Raw genomic sequence first — 22,194 nt, forward strand, 5'->3', positions numbered from 1 at the left:
TTCGTTTGGAAGCCAAACTAATCGGGAGTGTCGTCCGCGCCCCCGCAAGGAGCCGTCATGCTCTACCGGCCGCCCATGGTCCCCCACGAGCGCTTCGTCGCCGACCCCCCGGCGCTGCCCGTCCCCCACCCCGACGCCCCCGGCCCCTCGACGGTCACCCGGGCCGACGTCGTCGGGACCACCGGTCAGGGGATCGAACTCAAGGCCGCCACCGCGGCGGGCGAGTCCCTCTCCGTCAGCGTCACCGCGTCGGCCCCCGGCGTCGTCCGCGTCCGCCTCAGCGCCCGCCCCGACGCCGTCAACCGGGCCGCGCGCGCCACCACCATGGTCCACCCCGACCCCGACGCCACCGCCGACGTCACCGTCGACGGCGACCACGTCGTCGTGGCCAGCGGCCCGCTGCGCGCCCACATCAGCCTCGACCCCTGGCACCTGCGGTTCACCGACGACTCCGGGCGGCTGCTCACCGAACAGGACCGCGGCCACGTCGACATCAGCGGACGCTGCCGCACCCTGCCGTTCGGCCGCAGCACCGTCGACGGCACCACCGCCTACCACGACTCCCTCGCACTCGCCGCCGACGAGCGCCTCGGCGGGCTCGGAGAACGCTTCACCCCGTTCGACCTGCGCGGCCGCCGCGTACGCATGTGGAACTTCGACGCCTTCGGCGCCGAGTCCGACCGCGCCTACAAGAACGTGCCGCTGTACGTGTCCAGCCGCGGCTACGGCCTGCTCGTCGACACCGGCAGCCCCGCCGAGTTCGACATGGGACAGTCCACGCACAGCTGCGTGCAACTGCTCGTCCCCGACGACGTGCTCGACTACCACGTCATCGCCGGACCCGGCCCCCGCGAGATCCTCGACCGCCTCAACACCCTCACCTGCCGCCCCGCCCTGCCGCCCAAGTGGGCGCTGGGCGCGTGGATCTCCTCCGGGTTCATCCACGACACCCAGCAGCGCGTCATGGAACGCGCCCGCACCATCCGCGCCCGCGGCATCCCCTGCGACGTCCTGCACCTGGACTGCTACTGGCAGGCCGAGGGGCACTGGTCCGACCTCGACTGGGACCGCGACGCCTTCCCCGACCCCGAGCGGATGCTGGCCGACCTCGCCGAGATGGGCTTCCGCGTCTGCCTGTGGATCAACCCCTACATCTCCCACCGCAGCCCGCACTTCGCCCGCGCCGCCGAACGCGGCTACTTCCTGCGCCGCGCCTCCGGCGACGTCTACGTCGCCGACGCCTGGCACGGCTCCCACCCGCCCGTGGGCATCGTCGACTTCACCAACCCCGAGGCCGCCGACTGGTACGCCTCCCGGCTGCGCCCGCTGCTCCAGCAGGGCGTGGCGGTGTTCAAGACCGACTTCGGCGAGGGCGTGCCCGCCGACGCGGTGGCCGCCAACGGCATGAGCGGCACCGACCTGCACAACGTCTACACGCTGCTGTTCAACGACGTCGTCGCCGAGACCACCCGCCGGGTGAGGGGATACGACCTGGTGTGGGCGCGCTCCTCCTACCTGGGCGGACAGCGCCACTCCGCCCAGTGGAGCGGCGACAGCCAGTGCACCTTCCCCGCCATGGCCGCCACCCTGCGCGCCGGACTCAGCCACGGCCTCAGCGGCGTGCCGTTCTGGAGCCACGACGCCGGAGGGTTCAACGGCACCCCCGACACCGCCCTGTACGCGCGCTGGTCCCAGTTCGGCGCGTTCTCCCCGCTGGTGCGCTTCCACGGCACCACCACCCGCGAACCCTGGCGCTTCGCCCCCGAGGCCGAGGCCGCGGCCGCCGACGCGCTGCGACTGCGCTACCGGCTCATGCCCTACCTGTACTCGGCGGCGGCGCTCTCCGCGCGCACCGGCATCCCGATGATGCGCGCCCTGTGCGTCGACTACCCCGACGACCCGCTGTCCTGGCAGGCCGAACTGGAGTACCTGCTCGGCCCCGACCTGTTGGTGGCCCCCGTCTGCGGCCCCGAGGGGGTGCGCGACGTCTACCTGCCGCCCGGCCGGTGGGTGGACCACTGGACCGGGCGCCTCCACGAGGGCGGCCGGTCGGTGCGGCTGCACAGCCCACTGGACCGGTTCCCGCTGTTCGTGCGGCTGGGCGCGCTCATCCCCGTGGCCGAGCCCGCCACCACCATCCCCGACGGCCCGTTCTCCCCGGTCACCCTCGTCAGTTGGGGCGGCCTGGGACGGCGCACCGTCCTCACCGACGTCGACGGCGACACCGTCGTCACCGCCGTGCGCGAAGGCGACACCCTGCGCGTCACCGCGGACGGCCCGGCCCCGATCACCGGTGTCAACATCGTTCCCGTTCACGGGCTCACCCCGCCCGACCAGGTGGAACTGCACCGCTGAGGGGCCGTTCGCACACCGCCCGGGAAGGTCCCGGGCAGGCTCCACCCCCACATCAGGAGCATGAAGTGACAACGACAGACCACACCTCACCATCCCCACCCGCCCCCGGGGTCAGACGCGGCGTCCTCGCCCGCGCCCTGGCCTGCGTCGCGGCGGCGGCCACCGTGACCGCGCTCGGCGCGGTCAACGCCTCCTCCACCCCGGCCGCGGCCGACACCGGCTACACCTGGGGCAACGTCGAGATCGTCGGTGGCGGTTTCGTGCCCGGCCTCGTGTTCAACCAGAGCGAGCCGGACCTGATCTACGCGCGCACCGACATCGGCGGCGCCTACCGCTGGAACCCCGACACCGAACGGTGGATCCCGCTGCTGGACCACGTCGGCTGGGACGACTGGGGCCACAGCGGCGTCATCAGCATCGCCACCGACCCGGTCGACACCGACCGGGTGTACGCGGCCGTGGGCACCTACACCAACGACTGGGACCCGGGCAACGGCGCGATCAAGCGCTCCGACGACCGCGGCGAGACCTGGCAGACCACCGAACTGCCGTTCAAGCTGGGCGGCAACATGCCCGGCCGCGGCATGGGGGAGCGGCTGGCCGTCGACCCCAACGACAACAGCGTGCTGTACTTCGGCGCGCCCAGCGGCCACGGCCTGTGGAGGAGCACCGACCACGGCGCGACCTGGAGCGAGGTCACCGACTTCCCCAACCCGGGCAACTACGTCGCCGACCCCTCCGACGTCGGCGGCTACTCCGGCGACAACCAGGGCGTGGTGTGGGTGACCTTCGACCCCACCAGCGCCTCCCCCGGCCAGGTCACCCAGGACATCTACGTCGGTGTGGCCGACAAGGACAACACCGTCTACCGCTCCACCGACGGCGGTCAGAGCTGGGAGCGCGTCCCCGGCCAGCCCACCGGCTTCCTGGCGCAGAAGGGCGTGCTCGACCACGACAACGGGCTGCTCTACATCGCCACCAGCGACACCGGCGGCCCCTACGACGGCTCCGACGGTGAGGTGTGGCGCTACGACATCGCCGCCGACACCTGGACCGACATCACGCCCGTCGACCCCGACGGCTTCGAGTACGGCTTCAGCGGCCTGACCATCGACCGGCAGAACCCCGACACGATCATGGTGGTCAGCCAGATGCTGTGGTGGCCCGACATCCAGATGTGGCGCTCCACCGACCGCGGCGAGACCTGGAGCCGCATCTGGGAGTTCGGCAGCTACCCCGAACGCGTCCTGCGCTACGACCACGACATCTCCGGGGCGCCGTGGCTGGACTTCAACAACGAGGACAACCCTCCCGAGGTCAGCCCCAAGCTCGGCTGGATGACGCAGGCGATGGAGATCGACCCGTTCGACTCCGACCGCATGATGTACGGCACCGGCGCCACCGTCTACGGCACCGACAACCTCACCGCGTGGGACTCCGGCGGCACCGTCGACATCGAGGTCCGCGCCCAGGGCATCGAGGAGACCGCCGTGCAGGACATGATCGCCCCGCCCGGCGACACCGAACTGGTCTCCGCGCTCGGTGACATCGGCGGTTTCGTGCACGAGGACATCGACGTCGTCCCCGACGCGATGTTCGACGCGCCCTTCCACGGCAACACCCGCAGCGTCGACTACGCCGAACTGGCCCCCGACACCATGGTCCGGGTCGGTGAGGCCGTCGACGGCGAGGTGGAGTCCCACATCGGCATCTCCACCAGCGGAGGGGCCAGTTGGTGGGCGGGCCAGGAGCCCGAGGGCGTCACCGGGGCGGGCACCGTGGCGGTCAACGCCGACGGCTCGCGCATCCTGTGGAGCCCCGACGGCACGGGCGTGCACTACTCCACCACGCTGGGCTCGTCGTGGACCGCGTCGACGGGCGTTCCCGCCGGGGCGCGCGTGGAGGCCGACCGGGTCGACCCCGACAGGTTCTACGCCTTCGCCGACGGCACGTTCTACACCAGCACCGACGGCGGTGCGACGTTCACCGAGTCCGCGGCCACGGGGCTGCCCACGCAGGGCAACGTCCGCTTCGCGGCGGTGCCCGGCCACGAGGGCGACGTCTGGCTGGCGGGCGGCGACACCGGCAGCACCTACGGCATGTGGCGCTCCACCGACTCCGGCGCCACGTTCACCCGCCTCAGCGACGTGGACGAGGGCGACGTGGTCGGCTTCGGCAAGGCGGCCCCGGGCGAGGACTACCCGGCGGTCTACACCTCGTCCAAGATCAACGGGGTGCGGGGCATCTTCCGCTCCGACGACGCCGGGCAGACCTGGACGCGCATCAACGACGACCAGCACCAGTGGGCGTGGACGGGCGCGGCCATCACCGGCGACCCCGACGTCTACGGACGCGTCTACGTCGGCACCAATGGCCGCGGCGTCGTCGTCGGCGACCTGACCGAGCAGCCCACCGAGGAGCCGACCGAGGAGCCCACGGAGGAGCCGACGGAGGAGCCCACGGAGGAGCCGACCGAGGAGCCGACCGAGGAGCCCACGGAAGAGCCCACCGAGGGACCGGGCGACGCCTCCTGCGCGGTGTCCTACCAGGTGGTCGGCCAGTGGGGCAGCGGCTTCCAGGGCGAGGTCCGGATCACCAACACCGGCGACAGCGCGATCAGCGGCTGGGAGCTGAAGTGGACCTTCCCCGGCAACCAGCAGATCGCGCAGTCGTGGAACGCCCAGATCACCCAGAGCGGCCCCGACATCGCCGCCCGCGACGCCGGATGGAACGGCACCATCGCCCCCGGGGAGACCGCGAGCTTCGGCTTCATCGGCTCCACCGCCCCGGGCACCGATCCGACCGAGTTCACCCTCAACGGCCAGGAGTGCTCCTCCTGACCTGAACCCCCGGTCCGCCCCTCCACCCCGCCCCGGGGCGGGCCGGGACCCCGTCGACTACCGAACCCCGGACGGCCCGCACCCCCAAGACCGGTGCGGGCCGCCCGCACGTCCGGGAAGGACAGGGGCGAGGAGCACTCCCGAGGAGCCCCGCGGCCTCGGGGAGAGGGGACCGTGCGGCCCCAGCCCGAGAGGGTCGTGCAAGCCCAGCCCGTGGGGCCGGGAAGCGTTGCGGGACACGCCCGGACGAGGGGCCGGGCCCTCTCCCTGCCGGTGCGCCCCCGCGACGTCGCACGCGTGGTCGGCATCCCCTACGGCGACGCCGGGAGGCGCCACCTGCTCGGCGTCTACCGGCACCGCCGCCGTCCCCCGGCCGCCCCACGCTGGTGTACCTGCATGGCGGCGGATACGTCGGCGGACGCAGGGACCGAGAGGCGCTTGCCGCACCGGCTCGCCGCGCGGGGCGGGCGTGCGTCAGCGCCGACTACCGGCTGCGTCCCGAGGCCGGTTTCGCCGAGCACCTGGCCGACGCCAAGAAGGGAGTGGCCTGGAAGCGCGAGCACGGCGCCGCCCACGGCGCGGATCCGCGCCGACGCGCCGCCGCTCCTCGTGGTCCACGGCGACCACGGCACGGTGGTGCCGGCGGCGGGCGCCCGCCGCTTCGCCGCGGCGCTGCGGAAGGTCTCGGCCGACCCGGTGGTCTACGCGGAGCTGCCCGGTGCGCAGCGCTCCTTCGGCGCCATGCGCTCGCTCCGCTTCGACGCGGCCGTGGACGCCGCCGAGATGCTCGCCGCCCGGGTGGTCCGGTCGCGCGGTAAATGCTTTGCCGGTCCTCCGCCGCCCTGCTAGCTTCAGGGTGCGATGAAGAACTGAGACCCGTTGTGACCCCGTGGCGCCGCGAGCGTGGCCCGGCGCCCGACCCGTGTGCGAGGGTTCTCAGCTTCCATGACTTCTTCCTCTTCTTCCTCGCGTCGTCCCGCGCTTGTCGCCGACTCCGTCACCAGGTCCCACGGCGCCCTGACCGTTCTGGACGGCGTGTCGTTCACCGTGTCGGCGGGGCAGCGGACGGGTGTCGTCGGCCGCAACGGCGCCGGAAAGACCACTCTGCTGCGCGTCCTCGCCGGACTGGAGCGGCCCGACAGCGGCGCGGTACGTCTCAGTCCGGCCGAGGCGACCGTGGCCTACCTGCCGCAGGAGCCCGACAACCGGCCGGGTGAGACGCTGGAGCGCTACCTGGCCCGGCGCAGCGGCATCACCGAGGCGGAGGCGCAGTTGTAGCGCGCCGCCGAGGAGCTCACCCGCGACGCGCGGGCCGAGGCCGCCTACCAGCGGGCACTGGACCGGCTGGTGGCGTTGGGCGCGGGCGACTTCGAGGCGCGCCTCGCCCGCGCGGTCGAGGAGGTCGGCCTGGGACTGGGCGCGCTGGGCGTCCCCATGGAGGTGATGAGCGGCGGCGAGCTGGCGCGGGCGCGCCTGGCCGCCGTGACGCTGTCGCGCCACGACTTCCTGCTGCTCGACGAGCCCACCAACGACCTGGACTTCGCCGCCCAGGACCGGCTGGACGAGTTCGTCGCCGAGACCCCGGCCGGCCTGGTGGTGGTCTCCCACGACCGCGCCTTCCTGGAGCGCACGGTCACCGACGTGGTGGAGGTGGACCACCTCAGCCACCGCGCCGCGGTCTACCCGGGAAGCTGGGACGACTACCTGGAGGCGCGGCGGCGCGCACGGGAGCGCCAGTACGAGCGGCACGAGCGCTACGTCGCCGAACGCGACCGCCTCACCCGGATGGTGCGCCGCAGCCAGGAGTGGGCGCGCAAGGGCGCGGCACGGGCCAAGACCCGGGCCAGTGACGGCGACAAGTTCATCCGCGCCGCCAACCGCGAGAGCGCCCAGAACCTGGCGCACGGCGTAAAAGCCCTGGAGAAGCGCCTGAACCGGCTGGAACGGGTCGACCAGCCCGCCGAGGGGTGGCAGTTGCGCTACGCCATCGCCGCCGCGCCGCGCGGCGGCGACCTCGTCGCCCGGATGCGCGGGGTGCGCGTTCGCCGCGGCGACCTGCGTCTGGGACCGGTGGACGCGGACATCGTCTGGGGAGACCGGGTCGCGCTGCTGGGCCCCAACGGCAGCGGCAAGACCACGCTGCTGTCGCTGCTGCTGGGCGCCGCCGACCCCGAGGAGGGCGAGGTCATCCTCGGCGCGGGCACGGTGCTCGGCACCCTCGACCAGGCGCGGGCGCTGTTCCGGGACGCGCCCACCCTGCTGGAGGGGTTCGAGAGGGCCGCCGGGATGGCCCCGCAGGAGGCGCGCACCCTGCTCGCCAAGTTCGATCTGACCGCCCACGACCTGGACCGGCCCGCCCGCAGCCTCTCCCCGGGCGAGCACACCCGCGCCGGACTCGCGCTGCTCATGGCCCGCGGCGTCAACACCCTGGTGCTGGACGAGCCCACCAACCACCTCGACCTCGCCGCCATCGAGCAGTTGCACCAGGCGCTGGACGCCTTCGGCGGCACCCTGGTCGTGGTCACCCACGACCGCGCCCTGCTGGAGGGCATCCGCCTCACCCGCCGTCTGCGGCTGGAGACCGAACACCGCGCCGACCACCGGGTGTCGCGGCTGGTCGATGGGTGAGGGGCGGCCCCGGGACGCACCGCCGCTGCGGTGGCCGCTCCGCGCACCGTGGACGGGGGCCACGGCGCCGCGCTCCCGCTCGCTCGTCCAGCCGCCCGGTTCCGCCGGTGTCCACCGGTCGGCCGCTGTCCGCAGGACAGGTCACATCCGAATCGGGCCGGTTCGTGGCGGGGCCGTGACCGGATTCTGCCAGACTCGGGCACCGACCCCCTGATCTGGAGTTGGTGCGCGATGCCCGAGGAGTTGACCGGTGTGCCGTGGTGGGTGATCGCCGCGGCCGCGCTGGTGGTGGTGGCGCTGGCGGTGTGGAGTCTGCGGACCCTGTTGCGGCGTCGCCCGGTGCGGGAAGGGAGACTGCACGGCGGCTACCTGGTGGCCACCGCCGCCATCGCCGCGTGCGCGCTGGCGCTGATCACCGTGGCGTTCACCATGAGTTATGCCGCGCTGTACGAGGCCGCGAGCTGGCTGGAGCACACCCAGTTGACCGCCATCAACGGCGGCGACCTGCGCTTCCTGTTCCCCGTCGGCATCGACGCGGTCATCGTCTACTTCCTGGCCATGGACCTGCTCATGGAGTGGCAGGGACGGCGCCATCCGCTCAACCGGTGGTCGGCCTACGGCTTGTCCGCCATCACCGTGATCCTCAACGTCGCCCAGACCGACGGCAGCCTCGCCTCCTCGCTCGGGCACGCCGGACCACCGGTGGTGATCATCCTCATCGCCGAGGGCGTGGCCGCCTGGGTGCGCCACCTCGCCGGCCTGGCCCACGGCCACGCTCCTGACCGCATCCCGGTGGGCCGGTGGATCGCCCACCCGGTCTCCACGCTGAAGGTGGCCCGCCTCATGCTCGGCTGGGGCATCACCTCCTATCCCGACGCGCTGGAGCGCGAGCAGCAGCGCCAGCTCGCCTACGCCATGCTGCGCCACCACTACGGGCGCGCCTGGCGGCGGGCCACCCCCCGCCACCTCAAGTGGATGCTCGACAACGGCCACCAGCTCGACACCGCCTTCGCGCTCACCCGCGCCCTCACCGGTGCCAGCGTGGCCATGACCGCCGACGAGGTCCACCGCATCGGCGGCCACCCGGCCGCCGATGCGGTGACCGAGGTCCGGGCCGCCCCCACCGGCCGCCCCGCGCTGGCCGACGGAGGCGACACCGGCCCGGCGACGGCAGAGGCGGAGGTGGCAGCGGCGGTCGCGGTGGCCGAGAAGAACGACGCGGCCGGACCGCCCGGCCCGGACGCGACCGCCCCCGCGGTGGCCGCGCCCGAGACCGACCCCGTACCGGAGGCCACCGGCCGCCCCCTCCCGGAGGAGCGTCCCGCCGCGGCCGCGGAGTCGGAGCCGCCGCCGCGCCGCGGCCCCAGCCGCAGCCGCCAGTTGAGCGTGGCCGAGAAGCGCCAGCGGGTGCGGCACCTGCTGGCCACCGTCCCCGACATCACCGACGAGGAGATCGCCGGTGCGATCGGGGTGGCGCCCAGCACCGCCCGCCGCTACCGCAACGACCTCAGCCCCGTCCGCGGCCGCGGACGCCGCTGAGCCCCCGGCCCTCAGCCCTTCACCGCACCGATGATCACTCCCTTGGTGAAGTGGCGCTGCACGAACGGGTACAGGGCCAGCACCGGCACCAGCGCGATCACCACGATCGCCATCTGCAGGGCCAGACTCGGCGGCAGGGTGCTGGCCGACTGGGAGGCGTCGGCCAGCGCGCCGACGCTGATGTTCTGCCCCTGCTGCACGTACTGGCGCAGCACCAGTTGCAGCGGCCACTTGGCGTTGTCGTTGATGTAGAGGATCGCGTTGAAGAAGGCGTTCCAGTAGCCGACCGCGTAGAACAGCCCCACCACCGCGACCACGCCCCGGGACATGGGCAGCACCAGCCGGGTGAGGATCACCCAGTCGCTGGCGCCGTCCACCCGGGCGCTGTCGGAGATCTCGCCGGGGATGTTCATGAAGAACGCGCGCATCACCACCAGGTTGAACGCGTTGATCGCGGTGGGCAGGACCAGCGCCCAGTAGCTGTCGATCAGCCCCAGCGAGCTGACCATCAGGTAGCTGGGGATCATGCCGGGACCGAACAGGAAGGTCATCAGCACCAGGAACAGCAGGGGCCGGTGCAGCAGCGATCCCGGCCGCGACAGCCCGTAGGCGGCCAGGGTGGTGGCGGTCAGGCTGATCGCGGTGCCCGTCGCGGTGACGCCCACGCTCACCGCGACGGCGCGGGTGACCACGCCGCCCGCGAACAGTTCGGAGTAGGCGGCCAGGGAGAACCCTCGGGGGACCACCACCAGGCCGCCCGCGTCGTTGATCGCCGAGGCGGGGGAGACGCTGGTCAGCACCACCACGTAGATCGGGAACAGCACCGCCAGCGCGATCGCGGCCAGCACCGCCGCCTTGGCGGCGCGCTCGGGCGGGGAGGGGGTCTCGGCCCAGACCGGGCGCTGCCGTGTCAGTGTCGTCATGATGTCCGCCGGTAGATTCCGTTCTCGCCCATCAGGTGGGCGACCTTGTTGGCCACCAGGATCAGCACCAGGCCGACCACGCCCTTGACCAGGCCCGCCGCCGCGCCGTAGCTCCACTCGCCCACCGCGAGGGTCTGCCAGTAGATGAAGGTGTCCAGCACCTCGGCGGCCTCCTGGCCCACGGCGTCGCGCTGCAGGAAGAACTGCTCGAAGCCCACGTTGAGGGCGTCGCCCAGGCGCAGGATCAGCAGCAGGACGATGACCGGGCGCAGTCCCGGCAGGGTGATGTGCCACATCCGGCGCCACCGGCTCGCCCCGTCCACGGCCGCGGCCTCGTACAGGTTCTGGTTGACCGCGGCCAGCGCGGCGAGGAAGACGATCATCCCCCAGCCCGCGTCCTTCCACACCACCTCGGCGGTGACCAGCAGCAGGAAGGTGTCGGGGTTGGTCATGATGTCCAACCCGTCGTAGCCGTGCTGGCGCAACATCTGCGAGATGAGTCCCGCGCCGCCGATGATCTGCTGGAACAGGGTGATGACCAGCACCCAGGAGAAGAAGTGCGGCATGTAGACCACGGTCTGCAGGAACATGCGGATCCGCGGGGAGAGCACGCTGTCCAGCAGGATCGCCAGCGCGATGGGGACGGGGAAGTAGAACACCAGCTGGAACGCGGTGATGGTGAGCGTGTTGAGGGTGGCGTCCCAGAAGGCGGGGTCGGTCAGCAGCCAGTAGAAGTTGTCGAAGCCGACGAACGGGCTCTCCCAGATCCCCCGGTAGGGGGAGTAGTCCTGGAAGGCGATGACGTTGCCCAGGGTCGGGATGTAGTGGAAGACCGTGAGCAGGCCCAGCGCGGGCACGGTCATCAGCAGCAGTTGCCAGTCCTGGCGCAGGCGGGCGCGCAGCGGCTTCTTCCGCGGTCCGGTCTCCCGGCCGTCCCGGCGGGTGCGCGCGGGGGAGCGGGGTCCCGCCTCCCCGGGGGAGGGGGTCTCCAGCGCGCGGCCGTCGGGACGGGGCCGGGACCTGCGGTCAAGCACGGCCGTACTCGGCGAGCACCTCGCCGTAGAAGTCGCGTGCCGCGTCGCCGCCGTCGCGGCGCCACTGGTCGATGACGTCGCCCAGCTCGCTCACCTCGCGGCGGCCGCGCAGGATGTCGAGGATGCGGTCCTCGGTGGGCTGCTCGGCGCTGGCGTAGGAGGAGGGCCGCTGGATGCGGATGCCCTCGAAGGGGTTGTCCTCGGTGTACTGCGCGGCGTCGTTGAACCAGGTGGTGAAGGACTCCACGTAGTCGGGGTACTCGCTCTCGGCGACGGCGTTGTTGCGGCCGCTGATGAACAGGTAGCCGTTGGAGACCTCCTTCTGGCCGAGTTCGGTCAGCTCGGGGGCGCCGTTGTCGTTGGGTTCGTAGTGCGTGCCCTCCTCGCCGTAGCGGTAGGTCATGTACTCGACGGTGCCGAAGGGGGCGGCGCAGTAGTTGAGGACCGCCAGGATCTCGGTGACCTTCTCCTCGCCCAGGCCCTTCTTGATGAACACGCTCTGGTTGGAGGGGTCGTTGCCGTGCAGGGACGGGGTGCCGCCGTCGTGGGCGAAGGCGGGGACCAGGTCCATGCGGAAGTCGGGGTTCTGCGGCAGGATCGCCTGGTAGGCCTCGGTCCAGGCGCCGAAGCCGTCCTGGTTGACGACGATCCTGCCGCTGTTGAACAGCTCCTTGGAGTTGGCGCCCGACCCCGCGGCGATGTCGGGGTGGACGAGTTCGGCGTCGTAGACGCGGCGCATGAACGCCACGGCCTCCTCGAACTCGGGGGTCTCGTAGCGGTGGACGAGTTCGCCGTTTTCGTGGCGCCACTCGCGGGGGACGCGGAAGATCTGGCGGGCCACCCGGTAGAAGTCGCCGAACGCCCAGCGGTTGTTGCGGGGGTCGTTGATCTCCTCGCCGAGGGCGAACAGTTCGTCGGCGGTGGTGGGAAGCTGCCAGCCGTGCTCGTCGAACAGGTCCCTGCGGTAGAAGATCCACTCCGACAGCGGGTCGGTGGGCCAGGGCACGCCGTGCAGCCGGTCGCCGAACACGCTCCACTTCCAGGCGTTGGTGGGCAGACTGGCCAGCATCGGGTAGGGCTGCACGGCCGATCCGGCCAGGTAGGGGGTGAGGTCCTCGAAAAGCTGCGGGGCGGCCTCGGCGAAGTCGGGGATGAGGCCGATGGCCCAGTCGGGGATCATCGTGATGTCGACGACGTCGCCGGCGGCGATCACCGCGTTCATCTTGTCGATGATGGTGTTGCCGTCCTGGAACTGGAAGTCGATCGTGGCGCCCAGCGCGCTGTTGACGAAGTCGTAGAAGGAGTTCTCGCCCAGGCCCGGGGGGATCGGCCCCCACAGCGGGGCCATCGCCTTGTAGCTGCCGCCGCTGCCGGGGGTGCCCTCCACCGCCCGCACCAGCCGCTCGGGGTAGGAGGTGAACCCGGGCGGAGCGCCGTGCTGGCCGGGGATGTCGGGTTCGACCGCCTGGAACGGGATGTAGTCGGGGACGAGCGCGTCCAGTTTGTCGAGGTTGGCCGCTGATCCGTCGCTTCCGGGACGGGGGCCGTCGGGGGCGCAGGCGGACAGCAGTCCGCCGCCGGCCAGGGCCGCGGCGGTGGCGCCGGTGAGGCCGAGGAAGCGGCGGCGGCTCGCCGTCCGGGCGTGGGAGAGGTGGGGGTGTCTCATGGTGGTCCTTCGCGAGAGGGAGACCCTTGCGATGCGGTCACTCTCTGGAGTCTGGAGGGCGACCGCGATAGAATTAGTTCGGGTTGTAGACAAACAAATTACTCGCGAGTGATGCGGACCACAAGACTCAACCGCAGCACTCCGAAACGGGGACGGGACACGCGGTGATCGGCAGGACAAGAGACCCCAACAAGGCGGAGGTGGCCGATGTGCGCGCCACCAACCTGGCTTTGGTGCTGCGCTGCGTCCGCGAACAGGGCCCCTGTTCGCGGGCCGACATCGCCGCGGCCACCGGACTGAACAAGACCACCGTCTCCAGCCTCGTCTCCGAGCTGCTGAGACGCCGACTACTGCGCGAGACCGGCACCACCGGCAACCGCGTGGGCCGCCCCGCCATCATGCTCACCCTCGACGGCGCCTCGTGCGCCGCCATCGGCATCGAGGTCAACGCCGACTACCTCACCGCCGTGGTCGTCGACCTGGCGGGCCGCCCGGTGCTGTCGTGGCGGCGCGCCTTCCCCGGCGGCACCGTCTCACCCGCGCGCGCCGTCACCGCGGTCACCGCACTCATCCGCCGGGTCGTCACCCGCATCGAACACGACGGACGCCAGGTCCTCGGCCTGGGGGTGGCCCTGCCCGGCCTGGTCGACCCCGACGGCCGGGCCCGCCTCGTCCCCGCCCTGAACTGGCGCGACGTCGACTTCGCCGCCGAACTGGTGGACGCGCTGCGCGGCCCCGGCTTCCCCGTGGAGATCGGCAACGACGCCAACTACGCGGTCCTGGCCGAACACCGCTTCGGCGAACACGCGGGCACCCGCGACCTCGTCTACCTCACCGGCGGCACCAGCCTGGGCGCGGGCCTGTTCGTCGACGGGGCGCTGCGCCGCGGCCACTCCGGCTACAGCGGCGAGGCCGGGCACATCCCGGTCCCCGCGCCCGGCGGATCGGCGCACCTGGCGTCGGTGGCGTCGGTGCCCGCGATCGTCCGCCGCGTCCTGCCCTCCCAGACCCGCGACGACGAGCACCTGTCACTGGCCGAGGTGGAACTGCGCATCGACGAGGTCGTCTCCCGCGCCCGCGCGGGCGACACCGCCACCCTCGCCCGCCTGGACGAGGCCGCCCACGACCTGGCCGCGGGCGTGCTCACCCTGGTCAGCCTGCTCGACCCCACCCGGGTCGTCCTCGGCGGCTACTACGCCGAACTCGCCCCCTGGCTGCTCCCGGTGGTCAACGGCGTCCTCGACACGCGCGCCGTGCCGGTCGAGGAGCCCATCGCCGTGGCCTCCTCCCTCGGTCTGGACGCCCCCGCGCTGGGCGCCGCCGCGCGCGTCCTGGACGCCGTCGAGGAGGGCCGCTTCCCCGACGGCACCCCGTCCGCCACCCGCGACCTCGCCGTGGCCGCACGCGCCCCCCGCTGACCTGTCCCCTCCCCACGAACAGATTGGGACACACCGTGACCGAACCCTTCCGCGACCCCTCCCTGAGCCCCCGCGAGCGGGTCCGCGACCTTGTGGCCAGACTCACCACCGAGGAGAAGATCGGGCTGCTGCACCAGTACCAGCGCCCCGTGCCCCGCCTGGGCGTCGGCCCGTTCCGCACCGGCACCGAGGCGCTGCACGGACTGGCCTGGCAGGGCCCGGCCACCGTGTTCCCGCAGGCGATCGGACTGGCCAGCACCTGGGACCCCGAACTGGTGCGGCGGGTGGGCGCGGCCACCGCCGCCGAGGTGCTGGCCTTCCACGCCAAGGACCCCGCGGCGGTGGGCCGCAACGTCTGGGCGCCGGTCGCCAACCCGCTGCGCGACCCCCGCTGGGGCCGCAACGAGGAGGGCTACTCCGAGGACCCCTGGCTCACCGGTCTCATGGCCACCGCGTACGCGCGAGGCCTGGCAGGGGACCGCCCGGGCCGGCTCGACACCGCCCCCACCCTCAAGCACTTCCTGGCCTACAACAACGAGACCGACCGCTGCACCAGCTCCAGCCACCTGCCGCCGCGCGTGCTGCACGAGTACGAACTGCCCGCGTTCCTGCCCGCGCTGCGCGACGGCTCCGCGGTCGCCGTCATGCCGTCCTACAACCTGGTCAACGGCCGCCCCGCCCACCTCAGCCCGCTCATCGACCGCGCGCTGCGCCCCGCCGCCCCCGACGCGCTGATGGTGGTCAGCGACGCCATGGCCCCCGGCAACCTCGTCGACCCGCAGCACTACCACGACGACCACGCCGCCGCCTACGCCCACGCCATCCGCGCCGGAGTGGACAGCTTCACCCAGGACGACGACCGCGCCGAGGCCACCCTCGGCCACGTCCGCGACGCGCTGGCGCGCGGCCTGCTCGACGAGGCCGACCTGGACGCGGCCGTCTCCCACATCCTGTCGGTGCGCGTCCGCCTCGGCGAGTTCGACCCCGAACCGTCCCGCAGGGCCGACCCCGCGGTCGTCAACTGCCCCGCCCACCAGGCGCTGGCGCGCACCGCCGCCCGCCGCTCCCTGGTGCTGCTCAAGAACGACGGCATCCTGCCGCTGCGCGACCCGCGCCGCGTCGCCGTCATCGGCCAGCTCGCCGACACCCTCATGGAGGACTGGTACAGCGGCACCCTGCCGTACGCGGTCACCGCCCGCGCCGGGCTGGCCGAACGCACTGAGACGGTGTTCTGCGAGGGCGTGGACCGCATCGCGCTGCGCACCACCGAGGGGTACCTGACCGCGGGCGCCGACGGCGCGCCGCTGACGCTGACCCCCGCCCCCGGGTTCGGACCGGTCGCCGAGTCCGCGGCCTTCGACCTGTTCGACTGGGGCGGGGCGTGGGCGCTGCGCTCGGTCGTCAACGGCCGCTACGTCTCCGAGACCGAGGACGGCCACCTCACCAACGACCAGCCCGGCCCCAACGGCTGGGAGGTGCGCCAGACCTTCCGCTGGCAGCCCGACCCCGGCGGCACCGGCGTGCTCCAGCACATCGCCACCGGCCGCTACGTCGCCGTCGGCGGGGGCGGCACGGTGGCGCTGACCCCCGACGCCGACGGCGCGGCCGTCTTCACCGTGGACGTGCTGCGCTCGGGAGCCGCCGAGGCCGCCGCGGCCGCCGCCACCGCCGAGGTCGCGGTCGTGGTCGCCGGGGACCACCCCCTGGTCAACGGCCGCGAGACCGAGGACCGCACCGACCTGGACCTGCCCGCCGCCCAGGAGGAGGTGCTGCGCGCGGTGCGCGCCGCCAACCCCGCCACCGTCCTGGTGCTCAGCAGCGGCTACCCGTTCGGGACGGTCTGGGCCGACGAGCACGTCCCCGCGGTCCTGTGGTCGGCGCACGGCGGCCAGGAGTACGGGCGGGCGCTGGCCGAGGTGCTCTTCGGCGACGCCGACCCCGCCGGACGCCTCACCCAGACCTGGTACCGCTCCGCCGCCGAACTGCCCGACCTGTTCGACTACGACATCGTCGCCAACGACGCCACCTACCTGTACTACCTGGGCTCCCCGCTGTACCCCTTCGGGCACGGGCTCAGCTACACCACCTTCGACTACGCCGACCCCGAGGTGCGCGTGGCGGGCGACCGGGTCGTGGTGGAGGTGACCGTCACCAACACCGGGAACCGCCTCGGTGAGGAGGTCGTGCAGTGCTACACCCACCAGCGCGCCTCCCGCGTCAAGCAGCCGCTGCGCAGACTCCAGGGGTTCGCGCGGGTGGCGCTGGAGCCGGGCGCGGCCGAGCGGGTCCGCGTGGAGTTCCCCGTCGCCGCGCTGGCGGTCTGGGACGTCACCCGCTCGCGGTTCGTCGTGGAGGACGCGCCCCGCACCGTGCACCTGGGCCGCTCCGCCAAGGACCTGCGGGTGGCCGCGCCGCTGGAGGTTCCGGGCGAGACCATCGGGCCGCGTGCGATGGCGCGCACCCGGGCCGCCGACAACGACGAGTACCACGGGGTGGTGCTGTGCGCCGAGACGAGGGAGGACGGTGACGCGGTGCGCTCCACCGAGCCCGCGGCGTGGGTGGCGCTGTGGGACGTGGACTTCTCCGCCGCCCCGGAGGCCGCCCGGGTGGTGCTGTCGGTCAACGCCGAGCGCCCCGCGACGCTGACCCTGCGGCTGGACGACCCGCTCAGCGGTCCGGTGGCCGCCACCGCCGCGGTCGGCGCGGCCGCCGACCCCTTCGACTTCGCCGAGGTCCGCGTCCCCGTGACCGGGCTGTCGGGACGGCGCGACCTCTACGTGGTGTTCGAGGAGGCCGGTACGGCCCTGGCCTGGATCGACTTCGTCTGAGTGGCGGCGGGTGGCGGCCCGGTCCCGCGCCGCCACCCGCCGAAGAGCCGCGACCGAGAGACTACGACGCGGTCCCCATGTTCATGCCGAGGCGGGAGCTCATCGCCCGCATGAAGCCCATCTTCTCCTGGGTGGCCTTCTGCTGCTCGCCGTGCAGGGCGTTGAGCACCAGCACGGCGCCGGTCAGGGCGGGCACCGCCCACTGCACCATCCGCAGTTTGCGCGAGGTGTCCTCCAGCGTCTCGGGGGCGTGCGAGGAGGAGCTCTCGATCGGCTCGGGAGCGGTGGCGGCCTGCTCGGCGCGCCGTCCCAGGACACGGGAGTAGGCGGTGACCCCCAGCGCCGCGGCGGTCACCGCGGTCTTGGCGATGGTCGAGGCGCCCACGCCCTTCTGGTGCATGACCCGCTCCCGGTTGGCTCCCAGCAGTCCGGCGCCGCCGACCAGGTGCGCGCCGATCGCGACGAGGTTGAGCGGCGCCCACTTGTCCCATCCCGCGCCCGAGAGGCGGATGGACTCGTTGAGTCCCTTGGACTCCTGGTCGGCGGCCTTGTTCAGGCCGACCGCCCCCATCAGGGACCCGCCGAACCACGCGGCCAGGCCCAGGTCGTGCAGCGAACGCACCACGGTGTTGCGCTGGGCCATCTGCATCATCTGCATCTGCATCACGAGCGCCTCCAAAGGCGAGAAGCAGGGTGTCGACTTCGAGCGGCCCCCTAGCCGAGGAGAACCAAGGCAATCACCGGTTTGTGTATGGATTTCCCAGGGCGTCCCGCCCCGGTGACATCACCGGGGTGGGGGCCATTCGGGGTGGGTGGGGGGTGGGGGCAGTGGTGTGGCTACGGGTTGTTCGGCGGGGGCCAGGGCGTCGGCGACGGTCTGGGTGGGGGCGTGCAGGACGACGGTGCGGCCGTCGGGGTCGGTGGCGATGACGGCGCGCACGGTGTAGCCGGACAGCGGATGGGGCCCGCTGTGTTGGGCGGGCTCGGGGGCGCCCAGGGAAGCGAGGAGGGCGCGTACCCGCGCCAGGTCGCGCGGTTGGGTGCGGCCGGACTCGATGCGCGAGATCGTGGGCTGGGTGAGTCCGGTGAGGCGGGCGAGTTGTTCCTGGGTGATGGGGGTGAGGGTGCGGGCCTGGCGGATGAGGGCGGTGACGTCGAGGCGGGCCACCGCCTGGGCGACGGCGGGGTGGGTCCAGAACTCCTTCGGCAGGACGGAGTGGTCGGGGTCGAGTTCGCGGGCGGTGATGGCGGCCTCGATCGCGGCGCGCGTGGTCAGGGGTGGCTGGGACATGGTCCTGGGTTTCCGGGGTCGGATGCGGGCAAGGTCGCCGAGACCGACACCAGGGGCCGATTCCGTGCGGTTTTCGGCCCCTGGTGCCAGGATCATCGGTGTCAGGGCCAGGTGAGGTGGAAGTAGACGCCCTCCTCCCACGGCGAGAGCGTGCCCCACTCGGTGGCGAGCTGGTCGACGAGGAGCAGGCCGCGCCCGTGCTCGCGGAACGGGTCTTCGGGTTTGAGCACCCGGGGCGCGGACTGCCACAGGCGCGGGTGCAGGGTGCGCACCTCGGTCCGCACACCGCGCGTGTCCACGTGTACCCGCACCTTGAAGAACCCGCCGGGGTCCCCGGAGCGGGTGTGCCGGATCGCGTTGGTGGCCAGTTCCGAGGTGATCAGCTCGGCCCGCTCCACCACCTCGTCCGGAGCGGTGGAACGCGGGCACAACCGGACCGCGCCGACCACGAACCGGCGCGCGGCGGCCACACTGTCGGGAGTGCCGGGAAAGGACGTGAACGCGACGGTCACCGGAACACCCCCCGCACGGAGCACAGCACGTAGGGGCGCACCCGGGAAGCGCGCCGGGGCGGGGGAGTGGGGCGGGCAGTAGCCTGGGGCATGAGTCCTCGACCTGCTTTCTCCAGGTTGGGGGCTAAGGCCTCAACCCAGTGCGCTACCACCGGGTTGGGGCCGATTGTGTTGTGGCTTCAGGGGCCGCGCGCACTATGGAATCGCGGACCCGTAATTACGGTCCCACCACACAGAAGGCCCTGCTAGAGGTTCCACGTGTCTGAACTTTTTGGTCGGAACTGGTGGCCAACCCGGTTGGCTTGTGTTGAACTGTAGAACATGGTGGAGAAACCGCACCCGGTATGGATCAGGTTCGGCTCCGAGGTTCGACGCTTCCGGCAGCTAGCTGGGCTGTCGCAGGCTCAGCTGGCCAAGAGCGCCAACATTTCCCCCTCCATGTTCAGTGCTATTGAGCGCGGAACACGCATCCCCAAAAAGGACTTCGCGGAAGCGCTGGACGCCCTCCACGACACAGGGGGCTCGTTCACGCGGCTATGGATCAACCTCACCAACAAAGAAGAGATCCCTGACTGGTTCGCCAACATCCTCGTCCTCGAACAGTCGGCGACAGAGATCCGGGAGTACCAGACGGTCCTCATTCCTGGGCTGCTTCAGGTGGAGGGCTATGCGAGGTCAGTCATTCGTGAAGGCCTGCCTTGGGCCAGTAGAGACGAAGTGGACCGACTCGTAGAAACCCGGATAAAGCGTCACGAAGTGGTCACAAAGCCCGATGGGCCACTGATGTGGTTTGTCGTGGACGAGAACGCCCTTCGCCGTCGGATCGGGACACCTGAGATTATGCGGGAACAGTTGCGTCGTGTAGCGAGCGCAGTCGAGGACGAGCTCATCAGGTTCCAGGTGATCCCACAGGATGCCTGGATACCTCACCCTGGACTCTCAGGACCATTCCGCATCATGGCCTTCCCTGACCGTCCTTCGATGGCCTACGCGGAGCACATGCTGGGGGAAGCCATCATCGATACTCCTGAAGATGTCCAACGGTGCAACCTTGTCTTCGGCGCGCTACAGGCAGAGGCTCTGTCCCGGCGCGAGTCCCTCAAGACCCTTCATGAAGTGATAGGAGAACTCTCATGACTGAGAGGCTTGACTGGCACAAGTCCAGCTACAGCGGTAACGCGGGGGCCTGCGTCGAGGTGGCTGTCTCCTGGCGCAAGTCCAGTTACAGCAGTGACACGGGAGGCAACTGCGTCGAGGTCGCCGAGACCCCCAGTGCGGTCTTGGTCCGCGACACCCAGCACCGCGACCTGGGCCACCTGGGTTTCGCTCCGGCCGAGTGGGTCGCGTTCCTCGCTGACCTCAAGGACAACCGGCTCTAGCAGGACAGCAGAGCGTCCGCCGAGCCGCGGCCAGGCGCTCTTGTCTGTCCGCAAGCACGGATTGGTCGGCGCTGACCGGGGGCGTGAGGTATTCCGCCTGGGCGTCCGGGGCGGGCCGCCCCGGGTTGGCAGCGGATAGGGACCGTCGCGGGCCGGACCGGAATACCTCGACCCGGGATCGGCGCGCGGCCTCCATGAACCCAACGTCTCATGAAAATCTCCGCTGCCAAAGCTCAGCAGTGGGCCATCCGCCTCGCGGGTCCCGAACAGGGAAGCCCTCAGGGGACCTGTACAGACAGGGTCCAGCTACCCACAGACGGAGAAACATGAACAAGAAGGATGATTCCTCGCCTAAATAGAGCATCCCCAAAAACGGACGGTCTCGACCCTCTGGTCGAGACCGTCCGTTTTTCCTGTTACGCGAAGGGTTAAGAGGTCTGTGATACTGTGAGCCCCGCGAAACTGGCTAATCTCGCATAACTTTTCCTATCTACCTTTGGAGGTGCTCGCTATGCTGCGGGTCTCGCTCACTCTCGAAGCAGTACTGACCTGTGGCTTCCTGCTCTTGGGGGGCATGTTCCTGGTTGTGGCGACCAATCTCATCTCCCTCATCCTCAGATGAGGTGCCCTGGGCACAGCCAGCTTCGCCTGGCTGTGCCCATCCCCACGTGCGTGGGGCTCACGACACAGGCTCGCCTACCTGTTCCTGTCTACCGGTACATCCCCACGTGCGTGGGGCTCTCTGGCTGACCAGGCAGCACCTGCTTGGGAGCAGACTACCGGATGGATCATCCGGCACTCCACGCACGGTCCTGCCTTGGGGAAGAGCTTCGCGGGAAGTCCGGCGCGTACCCAATTGATGGGATTTTCTCGCTCTCCCGCACCATTCGCCGCCTGCGGTGCCATTCTTGTCACCGCAGGCGGCTACCGTACCGCTCATCTTATCCGACTCAGCCGACCGTGCCTGTCGGCTTCCTTGTTTTTCCTGCTGGAGGAGCCATTCCTTCACCACCGTCATTCGAGCTGACCACCGAGCCCTGGCTCGTCGCGCGCGGCCGCGGTGCCCGGGCCGCTCCCGAGATGCTGGGGCTGCGCGACGTCCTCGTCCGCTCTCACGAACTCGCCGATGTGGAGGTTCCGCTGCCTCCCGCCTCGGCAGAAGCTCAAAGGAGAACTGAAGTGATCAAAACCAAGGGATGGCGCAAGTCGTCCTACTCGGTTGGGGAGTCCAACTGTGTCGAGGTCGCCGAGACCCCCAGTGCGGTCTTGGTCCGCGACACCCAACACCGCGACCTGGGCCACCTGGGTTTCGCTCCGGCCGAGTGGGTCGTGTTCCTCGCTGACCTCAAGGACAACCGGCTCTAGCAGGACAGCAGAGAGCCCGCCGAGCCGCGGCTCGGCGGGCTCTCTGCTGTCCGCGAGCGCGGGGCAGTCGGCGCTGACCGGGGGTGGGTGCGAGGTAGTCCGCCTGGGCGTCCGGGGCGGGCTCCCTCGGGTTGGCAGCGGGCGGACCCGGCGCCGGGGCGCCTCGACCGGTCACCGGCAGCCGGTGGTGCCCCACTGTGGGGGCCGGACCGGAATGCCTCGACCCGGGATCGGCGCGCGGCCTCCATGAACCCAACGTCTCATGAAAATCTCCGCTGCCAAAGCTCAGCAGTGGGCCATCCGCCTCGCGGGTCCCGAACAATGAAGCCCTCAGGGGACCTGTACAGACACGGTTCAGCTGTCCACGGACAGAGAAACATGAACAAGAAGGATGATTCCTCGCCTAAATAGAGCAT

17 protein-coding genes and 1 pseudogene are annotated in these 22,194 nt (G+C 71.4%); 12 read left to right on the plus strand and 6 right to left on the minus strand.

The features are described from left to right. Positions 1–57 precede the first annotated feature (57 nt). The 7 genes and pseudogenes from NI17_RS06420 to NI17_RS06445 all read left to right on the plus strand — a co-directional run bounded on the left by NI17_RS06420 (position 58) and on the right by NI17_RS06445 (position 9,362). On the plus strand, positions 58–2,355 hold the full coding sequence (locus tag NI17_RS06420) for a TIM-barrel domain-containing protein (protein WP_068693360.1): 2,298 nt from the start codon (positions 58–60) through the stop codon (positions 2,353–2,355). A gap of 65 nt (positions 2,356–2,420) precedes the next feature. Beyond that, positions 2,421–5,195, plus strand: a complete 2,775-nt coding sequence (locus tag NI17_RS06425) for a cellulose binding domain-containing protein (RefSeq protein ID WP_068693362.1) — start codon at positions 2,421–2,423, stop codon at positions 5,193–5,195. A gap of 386 nt (positions 5,196–5,581) precedes the next feature. Continuing rightward, a pseudogene (locus tag NI17_RS24625) lies at positions 5,582–5,776 on the plus strand (alpha/beta hydrolase fold domain-containing protein); the annotation flags it as partial. Between the two features lie 28 nt (positions 5,777–5,804). Beyond that, complete coding sequence (locus NI17_RS06430; RefSeq protein ID WP_243597642.1) at positions 5,805–6,044, plus strand: hypothetical protein; 240 nt, start codon at positions 5,805–5,807, stop codon at positions 6,042–6,044. 96 nt (positions 6,045–6,140) lie between these two features. Then, entirely contained in the window at positions 6,141–6,473 is a 333-nt protein-coding gene (locus tag NI17_RS06435) for an ATP-binding cassette domain-containing protein (RefSeq protein WP_199860154.1), read from the plus strand. 69 nt (positions 6,474–6,542) lie between these two features. Next, positions 6,543–7,823: an ATP-binding cassette domain-containing protein gene (locus tag NI17_RS06440; RefSeq protein WP_199860155.1), complete on the plus strand. Its 1,281-nt coding sequence runs from the start codon at positions 6,543–6,545 to the stop codon at positions 7,821–7,823. 231 nt (positions 7,824–8,054) lie between these two features. Beyond that, on the plus strand, positions 8,055–9,362 hold the full coding sequence (locus NI17_RS06445) for a DUF2637 domain-containing protein (protein WP_243597643.1): 1,308 nt from the start codon (positions 8,055–8,057) through the stop codon (positions 9,360–9,362). Between the two features lie 11 nt (positions 9,363–9,373). Here NI17_RS06445 and NI17_RS06450 read toward each other — a convergent pair whose 3' ends face one another. From NI17_RS06450 to NI17_RS06460, 3 genes are read right to left on the minus strand one after another with little or no spacing between them, the layout of a single operon-like run. Continuing rightward, the gene (locus tag NI17_RS06450) at positions 9,374–10,285 is read right to left on the minus strand and encodes a carbohydrate ABC transporter permease (RefSeq protein WP_068693366.1); all 912 of its coding nucleotides are present in this window, start codon (positions 10,283–10,285) and stop codon (positions 9,374–9,376) included. Then, positions 10,282–11,319: an ABC transporter permease gene (locus tag NI17_RS06455; protein WP_369974902.1), complete on the minus strand. Its 1,038-nt coding sequence runs from the start codon at positions 11,317–11,319 to the stop codon at positions 10,282–10,284. The genes NI17_RS06450 and NI17_RS06455 overlap by 4 nt, the downstream gene beginning before the upstream one ends. Continuing rightward, the gene (locus NI17_RS06460; RefSeq protein WP_068693367.1) at positions 11,312–12,985 is read right to left on the minus strand and encodes an extracellular solute-binding protein; all 1,674 of its coding nucleotides are present in this window, start codon (positions 12,983–12,985) and stop codon (positions 11,312–11,314) included. Before NI17_RS06460 ends, NI17_RS06455 begins: the two co-directional genes overlap by 8 nt. 209 nt (positions 12,986–13,194) lie before the next feature. Here NI17_RS06460 and NI17_RS06465 point away from each other — a divergent pair, with 209 nt between their 5' ends. Both NI17_RS06465 and NI17_RS06470 read left to right on the plus strand, forming a co-directional pair. After that, positions 13,195–14,403: an ROK family protein gene (locus NI17_RS06465; protein ID WP_234402102.1), complete on the plus strand. Its 1,209-nt coding sequence runs from the start codon at positions 13,195–13,197 to the stop codon at positions 14,401–14,403. A 35-nt stretch (positions 14,404–14,438) separates the two neighbouring features. Next, on the plus strand, positions 14,439–17,231 hold the full coding sequence (locus tag NI17_RS06470) for a glycoside hydrolase family 3 protein (RefSeq protein ID WP_068693373.1): 2,793 nt from the start codon (positions 14,439–14,441) through the stop codon (positions 17,229–17,231). Between the two features lie 61 nt (positions 17,232–17,292). Here NI17_RS06470 and NI17_RS06475 read toward each other — a convergent pair whose 3' ends face one another. The 3 genes from NI17_RS06475 to NI17_RS06485 form a co-directional block, all read right to left on the minus strand. Then, positions 17,293–17,895 carry a hypothetical protein gene (locus NI17_RS06475; protein ID WP_068693375.1) on the minus strand — a complete coding sequence of 201 codons (603 nt, stop codon included), beginning with the start codon at positions 17,893–17,895 and terminating at the stop codon, positions 17,293–17,295. Positions 17,896–18,015: 120 nt separating this feature from the next. Then, positions 18,016–18,522, minus strand: a complete 507-nt coding sequence (locus tag NI17_RS06480; protein WP_170163071.1) for a helix-turn-helix domain-containing protein — start codon at positions 18,520–18,522, stop codon at positions 18,016–18,018. Positions 18,523–18,623: 101 nt separating this feature from the next. Then, positions 18,624–19,034 (minus strand): ATP-binding protein, encoded by a 411-nt coding sequence (locus tag NI17_RS06485; RefSeq protein WP_068693376.1) that lies wholly within the window; start codon positions 19,032–19,034, stop codon positions 18,624–18,626. Between the two features lie 321 nt (positions 19,035–19,355). Here NI17_RS06485 and NI17_RS06490 point away from each other — a divergent pair, with 321 nt between their 5' ends. From NI17_RS06490 to NI17_RS06500, 3 genes are all read left to right on the plus strand, one after another. Then, positions 19,356–20,171, plus strand: coding sequence for a helix-turn-helix domain-containing protein (locus tag NI17_RS06490; RefSeq protein WP_068693377.1), 816 nt, complete (start codon positions 19,356–19,358; stop codon positions 20,169–20,171). Further along, positions 20,168–20,413: a DUF397 domain-containing protein gene (locus NI17_RS06495; RefSeq protein ID WP_084012802.1), complete on the plus strand. Its 246-nt coding sequence runs from the start codon at positions 20,168–20,170 to the stop codon at positions 20,411–20,413. The genes NI17_RS06490 and NI17_RS06495 overlap by 4 nt, the downstream gene beginning before the upstream one ends. Before the next feature lie 1,179 nt (positions 20,414–21,592). Further along, the gene (locus NI17_RS06500; RefSeq protein WP_243597644.1) at positions 21,593–21,778 is read left to right on the plus strand and encodes a DUF397 domain-containing protein; all 186 of its coding nucleotides are present in this window, start codon (positions 21,593–21,595) and stop codon (positions 21,776–21,778) included. The last annotated feature ends 416 nt before the right edge of the window (positions 21,779–22,194 follow it).

Origin of the sequence: Thermobifida halotolerans (assembly GCF_003574835.2) — a bacterium.
Lineage (GTDB): Bacteria > Actinomycetota > Actinomycetes > Streptosporangiales > Streptosporangiaceae > Thermobifida > Thermobifida halotolerans.